This window comes from Thauera sp. ZXT1-4 (assembly GCF_052598215.2).
This window is the reverse complement of the sequence record NZ_JBQWSN020000041.1, coordinates 1-14387: the sequence shown is the minus strand read 5'-3', so window position 1 is coordinate 14387 and position 14387 is coordinate 1. Positions and strand designations below refer to the sequence as shown.

Sequence of the window (14387 nt, the reverse complement as noted above, 5' to 3'; positions counted from 1 at the left end):
GCGCTGGGGCTCGCGGAGCGGGTACGCGCTGAAGACAACACGGATTCAGGTATTTGTTAGCCATCTTCAGACTCGAGTGCTGATAATGCGGCGGATACAACCGCCCATGGAATAATCTTGCGAACTGCCGCTGATCTGCTTGCGAATGATGAAGCATTTTCTGATGCAAGCATTGCCTCCTCGATAACGCCAGAGTTCACCCCAGACGCTGAAGCCAGCCACAAGAGCATTTTCGGCTCCATAATGTGGTTATAGACATACCGTGCATCACGATCTGGCCTGCTTGCACGTTGATATGTTCCGGTGTTCGAGTTTGGATCAATCCAACCAAGCCAGTGGTCTTTCTGCGTCATATAGTTGTTGTAACCCGGTGTCCGATATGCGACAGGCTTGTCTGACGGCAGATTACTTATCTTTTTAATGAACCACTCAATACTATCTGGTTTCATGGATGAGGTTCCATTCTCCCCACTGAGGGAAAACATTTCACGTGTTGGGGCTGCTGTAGCAGCGAAGTCGAAAATTTACTTCTTGGGTAAGCCGTAGATCGTCCTATCGCTGATGCCGTGCTTCCTCGCGACCTCCGCAAGCGGGTTTCTATCGGTTTCACGCAGGATCTAACAATTTGCGCTTCGGTAAAATTGCTCATCCTCATGACTTGTTTCTCGCATGGAAGCCATGCCTGTCAAATGCAAAGCAACCCGACAACGCCCGAGCAGGTCAAGTTACAAGTCATACAATTCATTAAAGGAACGATATTGACATAGCAGGCACAGACGGCGGACCTGGACTGTACGTCCGGTTGCATTACAACTACAACGGCTGATCGCCAGGCTGAAGGACAATCGCTCAGCATTATTCATCCGCGTACTTCTCACCAATACGTATCAGCAATGCAATTATTCCATCCAGCCTCGGCATCCATTCATCCGATCCGACGCTGATTGTGCAGGGCATTTTCCAATCTTTCTTTAGATAGATCCCCAAGTCCAGCAATCCGTTCGCAAAGGCATCGCGTGCGGAAAGTTGTTTGTCTCCTATGTCCGGATATTTTTCATTCCAATAGTCGAAGCACAGACTAAGGCTTCCATTTCGGTTTAGGCTGCAGAGCGCTCGGTTCTTGACCAATTTTGGTAGACCTACGAGAGCGTTCTTCCCCCACCAGATGACTCCCAAGTTCGATAACGGAGGGTTTTCAAACGCACTGACAAAACTCCGCATTGCGGATTTAACGTCTGGAGACGCATTGCATTTCTCTACTTCTTTCCAGTACGCTTCAGGACCACGCTCCCCAGAGGAGGTTTGTGCTTCCTTTCGAGTCTCCCGTTTGACAACGCGAGCTTCTTCCGTGTATCCAAACAACCAAGGAACGACAACACGCTGCGATGCGTACTGGTATTGACGCGCCTCTATGAGAAGAACTTCTGTGTTGGTCATCTGACGATTGAGAAAGTCAACAAGACTTCGCAGTTCGTAGGGAGACTCGTCCAAGAAAAAGACCAATCGCATTTTCGCTTCGCGAAGGTTCTGCTCAATCGATGTAAAGAAACCTTCAACCGTACGGTCTTCGGTCTGCGCAAAAACAGGCAACAAGGCTGCTAACGCCTCGCCGCCTCCCGCAGCTGCTTCCGCGTAACTGCGCATTTCCGAAGCTGTCCAATAGTGGTGGCCGTTTGCTGCGTACTCCAACATTTGAGCGATGACCTCTCGCCGGGAGCGAGTATCGGCACAGCGCTTGCACTCAACCAACGTTGGAATTGCGAACTGGTCAACATAAAAGAAATCGATGGACCACCGCAGCGCGCCAGACGAAGGATCCGTGACTGGCATCTCACGTTTTATTAGCAACCACTCTCTCGGGTTATCTGGGTCCATTTGCTCCCCGGAAAGAAGGCGAGGATTGCCCTCCAGCAATCGCTGGAGCTCCTTGTCTTCATCTTTGCATCTAACTCGCTCCAGCTCACTAGTCTGAGCATTCTGATCCATCAGATAAACTTTACTCATATCGATTCTTCACAAAATGTGTTAGGCATACAGTACGCGCTTCCTGCCTTGGTTCTGAATGTAATACTATTATTGCGTAGATCTTCGCTACGTCTCGACTTCGTTGTCGGGTGAGAACGTCTTTACGGTCCGTAGAGGAGAAGTCAAACCATCGAAAAACAGGCTCTGCGGATAAGTTCGAAGTATGAGATGAAGAGCAGCGCGTGTAGAACCATTGCTATGTCAGTTCATTCAATCGCTACTCACACTGCAGCAGAACGGCATTGCAGCGCTTGTCAGCGACTGCAGCGTAAGCCACAGGACCGACTACGCCCCCTCCAAGAGCGACACGCTAGCGCCTTCCGCGGAATCAACACGTGGAGTGCCGATACTGACTGCACCAGCCGCTACCGGAAGAAATAGCCAACGCTCGACCACTTTTCTTCCGCTCGCTCGCTCTACCGCATCCGCGTAAGCCATCAACTGAGACCCATACTCGCTAGCCAATTGATCCCAATGGTCCGCTGCCAGCTGACTGGACTTGTGATCGATCAAGACCCACCCCTCGTCGGTTTCCAGCAGCAGATCGATTCGCCCATTGAGCACCTGCCCTGATGGCAACACGCTTTGAACAGCAATCTCTGCATGAGGCTTCGCATTGGGCCACCGGCTGGCGGCCCAGTCATGAAGGGCATTGATCTGACGCAGCACCGCAGCGGGGTCGAGATACGCCTGTACCTCGAAGCCAGCAAGGACGTCCTCGACTTCGCGCACGGACAGCGTTTGGTGCTGGTCGGTGAAAGACGCTGCAATACACGCATGGACCGCCGTTCCAAGTACGCTCATGTCTGCACCACTCGCCACGGGAATCCGCTCGCCGACCTTGCATTTCTCAAGGACAGTCGCAGCGGCCTTTAGAGCTGAAGACGGGTTGAAGCTCAGCGGCAACCGGTGCGCTACGTCTCCTGAGCCGTCAAACCAATACATTGGCTCCGACGCTCCCCGCTCCGACCTTTCCGGCGCTTCCATCGGGTCGAGGGCCCATCGCTCCACCGGAAGGCAATCACCTGATGGCAGCGTCACTGCATCACCCCCCTCCTCCCCGAATAGCCACGGTGCGTCAATGCAGTCGAGCCACTCACCGGTCAGCTTCCGGCTGGATCTCGCCAACACCAGGAGATCCCGAGCTCGGGTCATGCTTACATAGAGCAGGCGCTTATTCTCTTCGATCGCTGCCTTCCGGAAGCCCTCGGCGATCGGTGTAAGCGCGATCTCGTCCGCCACGGCGATCTTGCGTTGCAGGCCGAACGGCCAGGGCCAATAGCGGATGAACCGATCCGACAGCGGATCCTGGGCATCGAAGTCCGCTCCCGATTGCGCGGAGATCGACCAGAGCCTGTCCTGAACGTCCTTCGCGAGATCCGTCAGAACAACGACTGGCCACTCAAGACCCTTGGCAGCATGGTGGGTCATCACCTTAACCGCATCGATGGCCGGCTCGGCCAACATGTCTTGCTGCTTATCGGCGATCTCACCAAGCCAAAGGATTAGACCGGATATGGTGGCTGCGTGCTGACCGCTCCGGCAAAGGCCCTCGTACTGTTCGGCAAGTTGAATCAAGGCTTCCAGGTTGGCGAGCCGAGTACGAACAAGATCTGGATCTGTCGTCCAGCGGATGACCCTGTCTGGTAGGGAACAGGCGGCGACCACTGTAGCAAGGGCTTCTCGTGGAGCAAGCACCGGCAGGGAGGCTCGCAACACGGCGATCGTTGCCAGCACCGGGTGGGCGGGATGTCCCTCGATAGCCTGCTCAAGCCAACGATCGGTATCACCCTCTTTGGCCAGATACCTCAACCGATCCGCCACCCAGACTTCGGGCTCGAGGCAGTCAGCCAAGGAAACGATTTCCGCCGTAGCAACCGTATCGCCGGGATCGTTCATACGTCTCAGGCATGCCAGCGCCAAGGTGGCTTCGGGTGTCGCCAGCAAACCGGGTTGAGACGTCGCGGTGGGAATGCCCTGTGCGGACAAAGCGGCCGCAATGGACTTCACCCCCTCATGGGAGCGCGACAGGATTGCAACATCGCCAAAGCGAACTGGGCGAAGTGCCTTGGTGGTCTTGTCGTGGATGATGTAGCCAGAATGGACCAGCTTGCGTATGCCGGACGCCAACGCGGATGCTTCAAGGTCAGCATTCCGGCCACCCAGAATCCAGTTCGCCAACACTGGGCTGGTCAAGGGTTCCTTGCGCTCTGGCTTGAGTTCAACCTCCTCCCTCGGCAATGAGTCTTCAAACGCGTGAGTAAAGACCGCGTTTACAGCCGTTACGAGTTCCGGGCGTGACCGCCAGGATGAAGGCAGAACTTCCTTAGTGCCTCCCATACCCGGCAAAGCCTTGAGAACTGCCTGCATGAGCGCCGTATCACTGCCCCTGAATCCGTAGATCGCCTGCTTGATGTCACCGACCCAGTAGACCTTCTTGGCAAAGCGAGCCAACTTCAGGAAGAGTCCGAGCTGGATTGGACTCGTATCCTGAAATTCATCCACCATCAGCAGATCGAGTTCGTCGGCGAGCACAGCCTCTACTTCAGGATGTTCGAGCAGACCAAGCAACTGGTGCTCCTGATCCGCAAAGTCGAGAACACCGAGTTCCTGCTTCAAGACCTGATAGTTCGCCAGCGCCTTGGCTGCAAGATCGAAGATGAGTTCGAGATAACGTCGAAGGTCCGCATGCAGCCCACTGTGCTCGGCGACGCGCGCAGCCAAATCGGCGATCGACTCGATGGTCTGGCGCAATGCCGCTTCGGGCGCTTCCTTGCCAACTTTGACCCAGTCGCTCCACGGCGCTGACTGATGCGCAAGGTTCTGGGCAAACCGCTTGATCAGCTCCAGGTAAGCGTTGGTGTTCTTCTTCCCACCCGCCACCGCGGCGGCCTGAATCGTCGGCAAAGCTGCCTGGATCGCAGTCTGCAGATCGGCATCGAGGTTCTGGGCTGTCGCCTTTGGGAAGTGCCCTAGAAGGTCGTCTGCATTCGCCCGAGCATAGCCGGGAACCTTGGCAAGGGGGATGTCGTTGGTACGGATTTGGTTGACCAGAGACTGCAAGGCATCCTTCCAACCTTCCTCCAGTCCCAAACGGCGAACCAGACTGAGCAGCTGATTCATTGCCGGCTGATCCAGGACCGCATCGATCGCCCGGTTCAGCAGGAGGGTGGCCTGGGCCTCTTCCAACACCTGCTGCTCGGTCGAGATGCCGGCCTCAAACGCGAAGCGGGCGATAAGCTGACCACACACGCCGTTGACCGTACCGATCCGCGCTTGCCCCATGGCATTCGCGAGGCCGAAGCTCCCCTGTTGAAGCAGATGTCCGCGCACCCGCTCCCGCAACTCTGTCGCCGCCTTCTTGGTGAATGTTGTCGCGATGACACCCGACGGGCGTACATCCCCAGCGGTCAACTCGCGGTGCAGCAGTTCGGTCAAGCGATGCGTCTTGCCGCTACCGGCCCCAGCACTGATGAAGGTGATATGGGCTTTCATTTCGGCCGTCATGCTCGATTCTCCCAGCCAGCAAGCGTCCGGTAATCGTTGTACGCTTCATTCAGAGTTTCCGTTCCCATTGCGTCCTCGGGCGCTGTGGACTCATCTGTCACCGGGATCGAATCGAGCACGACCTCGAACCGACCCGAGTGAACTTGCGACACCCGCCAGCGCCAAGTAGCGAGAAACCGTTGCCAAAGCTGCGCCGTGTTCTCGCCATCGGCAGACGGAACGACTTCAGCGCTGGGAAAGACGCGATCATCCGGGGCAAAAAGGCGAGCACGGTCGAAAACGTAGTAGGCAACCGACGGCCACGCACCGTGCTCCTGACGAAGGAGCTCGGCATAGATGGCGAGCTGTAGATGGCGGTTGTCACGGAGCTTTTGCGGGAATTTCTTGCTCCCGGACCATTTCATATCAACGACGGCATGTTCGCCCCGAGCGTTCTTCATCACGAGGTCAGCCGAACCCGCCAACTCGCCTCCCTGAAAGTGACCCGCGACCGCGCGTTCCGGCTGCACCTCAACAATACCGGCCTTACCCACTTGGTCTCGCAGGTTCCTCATGGCTTGGTGGAGCCGATAGCGGAACCCCGCCAGGTCCGCCCCTCGCCCGGGCATGCGCAGCAAAGCGCCCTCCTGATCCACCAGAGCATCGAAAGCGCCGGCAAACCAGCTGTCGAGAACGGATGCTGACATCGTCAGCGCGTCGGGATGCGAGTAATACTGCTCGACCAGCCCATGAGCCAAATTGCCGAACATCCGGAAGTCGCCGCCAAGACTGACGGTACGCGATGGGCGTAGGCGAGCCGGATACTGCAGCAACCAGTGGTAGGGATTGAAGAGCAGCTTCTCGAGGCTGGAAAAGGACTCCTTTGGCCTCAACGCCACGGACACATCGTCTGGTAGCTGCCACCACCGCTTGGGCGCAGGAAGAGGCACAGGCGTAACGGGGCGCAAAGCCGCACCACCTGCAGAGAGCAGCGTTTCCAAGGAAAGAACCTTGGGCTGATCGACCACCGCACAGACCATTTGCCAAAGCGGATGCGCTTCCTCTCCCGGCGGAGGAAGTACCAGGACCAATTGTTCTCCAGCCGCCATCACGGGCCGCAGCCACGTTGCAGCAACTCGGTCTAGCCGCTCAGACGCATCGGGCAATGCCACGCCCGCCTCATTAAGCGCTCGGATCTCATCGCCCGACCAGGGATCCCGCCCAGGCAACACCGGCATCGACAGGGGAGACCAGATCACACGCTCGATGGGCTCAAAGACCGCTGCCGGGTTAGTCACGACCTGCGCTGCGCCGACCTCAGCGGGCCAGAGCGGATTGTCTGAACCATTGGCGGTGGCTTGCGCAACCAACTTTTGCAGCTGTCGCGGGCTGATGCGGTCTGCCCCCTGCCCTTGGAGCCCCTTCAGCGACTCGAGACAGGCTTTGCACTGGCCGAACGCTGCATTAAAGGCGAGACGCCGGGCAGCATCCGTCTCGCCGAGGCGCAGCCGGAAGAATTCGGTCAGTCGCTCGACCCGTGCCATGACGGCAGTCAGCGGCGCACCACGCTCTGACGGATATCGATCATGCTCAACCCAGGCGCCAATCTGCTCCCGGACTTGCGCTGCCTTCCCGTCACCATAGTGGGTGCCGATGTCGGCAAGGACCCGTTGCCATTGCACGCCACCTATCCCGGGAGCATCGGCAACCTTCTCGGCAAGGCGACGGCGGGCGTAGCTGGGGATTGGGCACACCGGATGAGTTAGAAACTGCACGAGTGCGTAGAAATTGAGGGGCTCCCACAGGAGCTCTAACGCCAAGGGCAGTACCTGCAATGCAGGCCGGAACTCGCTTGACTCCTTGAATCCTTGCCGAGGCAGGTTCACTGAGGACAGGTGGGCATCAAGCCGTACGCCATTTCCACCGGAAACCAGCAGCGTTGGCCCATCTTCAACAAGCTGGGTCGCCAACCAGTGGCTGGTCAGCGTCGTTGTTTCGGCCTGGACGACAACCACGGACCCGTCGTCCTGCCAGGATAGTCTTGAGGATTGTGGCCCGGGCAATTGCCCTCCGGACACGACAGTCCGGAGTTTCCGTTGAAGGGCACCCAGGAATCCTCGCCCTACCCCTTCCAGCTCCACTAGGCCAACTACAGGCAATACGCTGAGAATCGCCTGCCAACGGATCGGCAGGGTTTCTACCGCGTCCACAAGTTGCACCTGCTCAATGCCCGCTTTCCGCTGCTGCAACGCATCCAGAACAAGCTTCAAACGCTGGCCGACGTTCGGCGCGACGGATGCGCAGGCCAGGTCTTCGACATCGGCAAGATCCTGCAGGCGCAGGGGGGCCTTGGCGCCCAAAGCACCGCCCCATCCATGGAGCATCCATTGGTCGCGCCACTCGAGCAAACAGGCTGCCGTTCCGAGAGGGTCGGTGGCGAAGCTCGCATGATAGAAGCGCTCGGGGCGATCGAACTCCTGCAGGCAATTCCGGTACTGGACGATGCGCTCTGCCTGAGACAGATGCAGCGCCAGGAGTCCTAGCTGGGTTTCAAGAATGTTCAAGAACCCCATGGGGCCGACGATCGACACACCCAGTGAGTTAGCAGGGCGCGTGGCCCGCTGCCCATCGAGGTGATAGCCAAAGATGATGCAATGCCCTGTCATGGGCGCCTCCTTGTTCTTCTTTGATGTCCTGACAGCACCTGAGACGCTCAGCTGCCGGGATAGCGCCGCGTGTAGTAGTCCTGCTCAGCAAGGGTTCCAGGATCGTCCCATTCGTCCGGATCCAGCCTCCAGCTACCGGCGGTGGCTAGATCGTCGGCTATTTCCTCCATGACGCCGCGCAGTTCGAGAGGCGCCAGCCAACGCTCTGGAATGGCGGACCGTCCCCGCATTGCGCCCAGCAGGTGCCCTGCGATCAAGCCAGTGGAATCGCTGTCACCATCGTGATTGACCGCGATTATGACGCCGGTTTCGTAATCTGATGCTTGCAAGGCCGCGTAGACACCAATCGCCAAAGCCTCCTCGGCGACCCAGCCCTGCCCAAGCTGTCGAAAGGCCTCATCCAGTGCGATGCCACTCGTGTGTAGGGATTGCGCTCGCTCCAACGCCACAAGGGTTTCTTCGTGCCGATCTTGCTCCTTCAACATCGGGATCACATGGTTGGTCGCGTCGAGCAAGCTGGCACCATCAAGTACTTCGAACACCAAGGCGGCCATCACGCCGGCAGTCAAGAAGCCCGTAGGATGCTTGTGCGTAAGCGCAGCAGCCTCGCAGCCGAGGTCGAAGGCACGGTTAAGGTTCTCAGCTCGGGCGGATGGGTCAGTCTGACTCAGTGCATGGAAAAGCATGCCGATTGGCGCGACCCGCATTACACCGCCACAGCCCTTGCTGTCGTTCCTGGCTGCTTGGCCGCTCGCGATGCAGCTGCGAAGTGCTTCCAGACAGGTTCGACCTGGCGCGCGGCGAGAGAACAATTCCTTCTGTGTGATCAGCCAACCGTCGAGCAGGACGTCCCTGTTATGCGGCTCATACTCGCTCTGGGTGTAGAGCCAGCGCAGGTAGGCGTTTCGGATCACACTCGGCGGACTGCAAATGCCGCGCAGGGAACCTCTGACATAGGCCCGCAGCGCTCCTTCTGCGGTGAACAGCGTCATCTGGGTGTCGTCAGTGATCGCTCCAAGCTTGCCGTAAACCGGTACCAGATCGGTAATGCCTGGCGGACCAAATCTCCGCCGGATGTCCGTCAGGGACATGAACTCAACAGGCGCCCCGAGCGCATCACCCACGGCCCCGCCAAGCAGGCACCCCTGGTAGCGCTCCCGAACACCTGCTGAAGGAGCGCGTCGCTGAAATTGCTCTCGGATCTCTGACTCCGTCATCACGAAACTCCTCTCTGCTCGGGTATCAGCGGCGCTGTATCGGTGTGCGGCTGGAGTGACTGCCATACGTGCCTTCGATCGGCATGCTCACGGCCGAACCCAATGAAGCTTGCTTACCTCGAGGGTGGGCTCACCATCCCAGCGGTAGGCAACCAGCTTTCCGCCTTTGGCGACGCTGTAATCAACGCAGGCCACCTTGTCCGACAGAAGCGCCGGGGCACCGGTGAGCCAGTAGTGGCCGACAAATACCGGTTTTCCGCCGTCGTGGCCGACTAGGGCGTGCTCGGGGATGGTAGTAACGGGAAAGGAGGCTCGTTCCTCGACGGGCAGCATTGCTGCCTGCCTGTAATCAATGGCGGCGTTATCCCACCAGCGTACTCGGACCCGATCGCGTTCATGGCCGTCCTTGTCCCGGAACGTATGAGGCTCAGGCAGTGGAACTTCAATTCCTTTCAGAAGCGCCTCCATCGCCTTGAAGATCGTCATCTCGGGCGTGTCCTTCTCAGCTTCGTCGTCAGGTTCGCGGGTTGCGTCAGTCATCGTTTCAGGCTTGATGCAATAATCCTCCGTCAAGTGCGGACGCAGGTGCTCGAGCGCAGCACCATGCCAGCACGCATGAACAAGACGCAGCTCAGGTAAGTCGAGGCAGACCGGCAGCGTCATAAACCAACGCACCAGCTCTTCATGCAGGGGCGTCCCCTCCACGGCGGAAAGAAAGGCTTGGTGCTGCATTCGGTTCTTGTCACCGTACTTGGTGGAGTGATGCTTGCGCAGGTATTCGCCCGGGCACTCCGGGTCGGGAAGAAACCATGCGATGGCGTTGAACTCGTGGTTCCCCATGACCGCCTGTGCTGCTCCGGCATCAACCATCCGCCGGACCAAATTGACCGTTTCAACCTGCTGCGGTCCACGATCAATAAAGTCGCCAACAAACAGCGCCTGCCGATCCAGATGCCTCCAGGCACCAGCGCTGTGCCGGTACCCCAGGCTCACCAGCAATGCCTCGAGCGCGTCTGCATGCCCGTGAATGTCGCCGATAATGTCGTAGTTCATGCACACCTTCCGCTATTGCAAGCAGGCCGTCGGCCCGGTTTTCCCGCTAGGTGCGTCGCCCGAAAACTCGGCACGCAGCACAATCGCAAGCCCTTCGGCCACCTCTGAGAATTGATCCAGAGCGCCTACCAAGTGCTTCTGTACGAGCGGGTCTGACGGAACATCCAAGACCGCACAGACGGTTTCGTCATGCACGAAGCAGCGCAGCTGATATGCGCTGTCATTGATCTGATTGAGCTTGCTGAGCAGAGGTAGTGATTCCTCAACCTTGGTGAGCAGCACCGCGGAGAGCCGAACATTGCTACCGAGTACGAAGGCGTTAATGTCGATCGAGCCATAGCGCACAGCTAAGTACTCATCCTCATCAAGCGCCAAGTCCTCAATTCCGGTCACCGAGCGAAAGACTACCAGCACCCGCTTCATCGGAGCGCAGCCCTGCCCGGCCCTTGACTTCAAGCCCAGGCCGGGAAACGTAAGCGGCCCGTTGTTTGCATCGAAAGACTCGTATGTAAGCGCTCCCGGATATGGAAACCCCAACCCATGCATCAGGGTGTCAATAACCAAACCAGCGACGTCGGAGTCAGGCACCGAGGCCGGAAAATCGATGTGGTAGTTCGGCGAGCCATCAGGATCTTTCTCTGGCGTCGCTTGGCTGGGCGTGCCGGTCGGGGCGTTCCACCCATGGGACCGCAACCACCCCATCTCCCGACGGCTCAGCCGGTCATCGCCCTGCAGGAAGTGATTGCTCGCGACCTCGACGCGCATGCCCCACGCACCCTGACATGAAAACTGCAGGTATCGCTCTCCATGCTTTGCATTGAGGATCAGGAACTGGTCTTCCTCCAAGCACCCCAGAACATGCTCAAGGTTCTGAGAAAAAGGCCCCCAATCGCGAGAGGCTGCTCGGGGGACACGATGGGGGCGGGACAACTCGCGACCTGAATCGGCTCTACTCATTCGACACCTCCCACTCTCATCTTCATCGTTTTGATGATGTGATGCTATGTAATCATATTGATGATGTCAAGCGTCGTTCCGTTCTATACTTCGGCCAGCACCGGAGTACGAAAATGACACGAAACATGATTGGTGAGATGAGCCAGAAGCAGCGCGATCGTCTGGCTTACGTCGAGTTTCGCCTGTGGTTCCTGGGCGATGCCAGCCGGCGTGATCTGATGGACAGATTCGGGATTGCGCCGGCGGTGGCCACGCGGGATTTCACTGCCTATCGGGAGCTAGCGCCACAGAACATCGATTTCGACGGTAGTCGGAAGGTCTACATCCCGAGCGAACGGTTCGCGCCAGTCTTCGATCATTCACCGGAGCGCGTGTTGTCCGCGATGTCTCGGGGGTTTGGCGATGGGGAAGACCGTCATGAAGAAGGCTACATCCCTTGTGAACTGCCGATCAGACTGAATCGCCCCTCACTTAAGGAGCTTGCAGTCGTGACGCGAGCCATCCATCAGAGGCAGGTGCTTCGGGTGACATATCACTCACTGAAGCGAGGCGTTGGCGTTCGGGAGGTGATTCCACACGCTTTGGTGGATAGCGGACTGCGTTGGCACACGAGGGTCTTCGACAGGAAGTCCAGTGAGTTTCGGGATCTCGTGATTTCGCGTATCGAAGCAGCCAACCCGCTGCTGAGCGAAGAGATCCTTCCCCACGAGCTGCCACAGGCCGATGAGGAGTGGAATCGCCAGCTGAACCTGATACTGATCGCACATCCAGGAGTCGATCGACCAGAAATCGTTCAGCGGGATTTCGGGATGCGCTCAGGCGAGCTACACCTGACCGTCCGGGCAGCAGTCGCTGGCTACGTGCTGCAACGATGGAATGTCGATTGCAGCGCGGATCGCCGTCTTGACCCTACGATTCATCGCCTGTGCCTCAAGGACTTGGATTCGTTGCAGGAAGTTCGAAGTCTTGCGATCGCGCCGGGCTACGAGGCAGTAGCATAGGGCAATGGCTCTGTCGATGCTCCGACTTTGACGTTCCCGTTCCTGCACGCCTTGTTGCTCAACACTACCCACTGCGATCGATCAACAACACACAGGCCGTTCAAGCCCACAAACTCAACCGACCTCATTGGCGAGCAGATACCACATCAGTGTGCCGACGGGCTCGTCCTCGGCCTCACCTGCCGGTCAGTCGCTCCCGATTGAGCGGCAGCAATGCTACCGACGGCTGTCGCACGGCGGTCAGCGCAGCCGAACGGCCGGTCTCCTGTTCATCGAACTGGAGGTATCGACCCCGTGCTGCCGTTCATTCAACCGAACGACCAATGACAAGTAACAGCATCAAGCCGCCGCCTGCTACGCAACGCTTACGAATAGCTAGCTGGCACGGCGGTAGCACAATTTGAATGTCGATGATGTAGGTCCGGGTAGTGCGGGCGCCCGGGGACTATCACCTTTTGGCGACTGGTTTGCCGCTGGCGCTGCGCTGCCCGAATTGTAGGCCGCCTGCATCTCCTGCCACCTGCTGGCAGTGGAGGGGTAAGGTTAAGAAGTGGCTGACCCGCGAGGCGGATTGAAGCTCATGGCATGCGGTTGCAAACACCCTACTTGGGCTGAAACGCGATGATGCTCATGCCCGCCAGCGTCACCACTACACCGGCGACGTCCCAGGCGGAGGGGCGGATTCCGTCCACCGTCCACAGCCATAGGATGGCGACGCTGATGTACATCCCGCCGTATGCGGCATAGACGCGGCCGGAGGCCGCCTCATGCAGCGTGAGTAACCACGCGAAGGCCGCCAGGCTCACCGCCGCAGGCAGAAGTAGCCAAACCGAGCCCCCCTTCTTGAGCCACAGCCAGGGCAGATAGCAGCCGACGATCTCGGCCATCGCTGTGACGAAGTAAAGTAGCAATGTCCTCACGCGGCTCCTCCGGCAGGGCTTTCCCGAAGCCCGGCGTGGTGATAGATCTCGATCGTTGAGTGGACGATCTCCTCGTGCACCGCCAAGCGGCTCCTCACAGCGTCGGGGGTGCGTGCGCGGTCATGCGTCACCACCGCGATGGCCAGCACCGAGGTGGCCGCGTCGGCGATCACGTGAAGGTAGGCGGATTTGAGCTTGAGGCCGTGATGATCGTGACCGTGTCCGTGTGAGTGGCCGTGATGGTGAGCCTTGCCCGGGATCAGCGCACAAACGACGGTGACGGCCAAGCCCAGGATGGCGACCGCGATGGCCTCCTTGTACTGGATGGGTTGCGGCGACACGATGCGTTCGATCGAACCGATGACCATCATCACTGCCACGCCGAGCAGGAAGATGGCGCTGGCGAAGCCTCCGAGGATCTCGATTTTCCAGGTGCCGAAAGCGAAGCGCGGATCGTTCGCGCAGCGGCATAGGCCAGCGCGGCAGACACGCCGATCGCGAAGGTATGCGGGCTCATATGCCAGCCGTCGGCCAGCAGCGCCATTGAGTTGAACCACCAGCCTGCGGTGATCTCGACAACCATCGCAACGGCAGTGATCCACATCACCACCGAGGTACTGCTTTTGGCAAGCGCATTGCCGCCATCGAAGACGTGATCATGGGTCCAGGTGGACGGGTTCTCGGTGGGCACGGCAAGGCTCACTTGAGGTAGCTGCGCAGGACGCCTATCAGATCCTCGGCACCCTTGTGCGTCGGCATCGTCGGTCATTGCGGAGTCTCCGAGGTGGGTGCTGACAGACACTTAGAACACGTCAGCCATCGGCGCCGCGCACGAAGGCGATCTGGTGCAAGTTCGTGGTGTCGAGCGCACTCTACCTGGCCACGTATCCATGTGACCCCAGCACTCTCGATAGTCAGTGCCGCAAAGAGGCAAAGTTCAGCCCTTTCAGCAATGCGCCTTATCTGTCATGAGGTGCTACCTCCATTTGGCTGCACCCGCACATGGCAAGGCCAACGCTCGTCGTTCCGGCAGCTGACCGCACAAAGGTGGCGCCGCCATGC

9 protein-coding genes and 2 pseudogenes are annotated in these 14387 nt (G+C 58.6%); 1 reads left to right on the top strand and 10 read right to left on the bottom strand.

The window, feature by feature from the left end:
• Positions 1-56: 56 nt before the first annotated feature.
• The 8 genes and pseudogenes from ACUH78_RS17660 to ACUH78_RS17625 form a co-directional block, all read right to left on the bottom strand.
• Positions 57-449, bottom strand: coding sequence for a hypothetical protein (locus ACUH78_RS17660; protein ID WP_445334252.1), 393 nt, complete (start codon positions 447-449; stop codon positions 57-59).
• A 93-nt stretch (positions 450-542) separates the two neighbouring features.
• Positions 543-655: pseudogene (locus ACUH78_RS17655) on the bottom strand (transposase); the annotation flags it as partial.
• A 200-nt stretch (positions 656-855) separates the two neighbouring features.
• On the bottom strand, positions 856-2004 hold the full coding sequence (locus ACUH78_RS17650; RefSeq protein WP_445334251.1) for a hypothetical protein: 1149 nt from the start codon (positions 2002-2004) through the stop codon (positions 856-858).
• A 306-nt stretch (positions 2005-2310) separates the two neighbouring features.
• Entirely contained in the window at positions 2311-5532 is a 3222-nt protein-coding gene (locus tag ACUH78_RS17645) for a UvrD-helicase domain-containing protein (protein WP_445334250.1), read from the bottom strand.
• Positions 5529-8177 carry a PD-(D/E)XK nuclease family protein gene (locus ACUH78_RS17640; protein ID WP_445334249.1) on the bottom strand — a complete coding sequence of 883 codons (2649 nt, stop codon included), beginning with the start codon at positions 8175-8177 and terminating at the stop codon, positions 5529-5531. The genes ACUH78_RS17645 and ACUH78_RS17640 overlap by 4 nt, the downstream gene beginning before the upstream one ends.
• A gap of 47 nt (positions 8178-8224) precedes the next feature.
• Positions 8225-9394 carry an ADP-ribosylglycohydrolase family protein gene (locus ACUH78_RS17635; RefSeq protein WP_445334248.1) on the bottom strand — a complete coding sequence of 390 codons (1170 nt, stop codon included), beginning with the start codon at positions 9392-9394 and terminating at the stop codon, positions 8225-8227.
• 87 nt (positions 9395-9481) lie between these two features.
• The gene (locus ACUH78_RS17630; RefSeq protein ID WP_445334247.1) at positions 9482-10447 is read right to left on the bottom strand and encodes a metallophosphoesterase; all 966 of its coding nucleotides are present in this window, start codon (positions 10445-10447) and stop codon (positions 9482-9484) included.
• Positions 10448-10459: 12 nt separating this feature from the next.
• Entirely contained in the window at positions 10460-11404 is a 945-nt protein-coding gene (locus tag ACUH78_RS17625; protein ID WP_445334246.1) for a TY-Chap domain-containing protein, read from the bottom strand.
• 113 nt (positions 11405-11517) lie between these two features.
• Between ACUH78_RS17625 and ACUH78_RS17620 the strand changes: the two genes are divergently transcribed.
• Positions 11518-12405, top strand: a complete 888-nt coding sequence (locus ACUH78_RS17620) for a WYL domain-containing protein (RefSeq protein WP_445334245.1) — start codon at positions 11518-11520, stop codon at positions 12403-12405.
• A 602-nt stretch (positions 12406-13007) separates the two neighbouring features.
• Here ACUH78_RS17620 and ACUH78_RS17615 read toward each other — a convergent pair.
• Together ACUH78_RS17615 and ACUH78_RS17610 are read right to left on the bottom strand one after the other, a co-directional pair.
• Complete coding sequence (locus ACUH78_RS17615; protein WP_222948386.1) at positions 13008-13292, bottom strand: YnfA family protein; 285 nt, start codon at positions 13290-13292, stop codon at positions 13008-13010.
• Between the two features lie 29 nt (positions 13293-13321).
• Positions 13322-13908: pseudogene (locus ACUH78_RS17610) on the bottom strand (cation diffusion facilitator family transporter).
• Between the last annotated feature and the right edge of the window lie 479 nt (positions 13909-14387).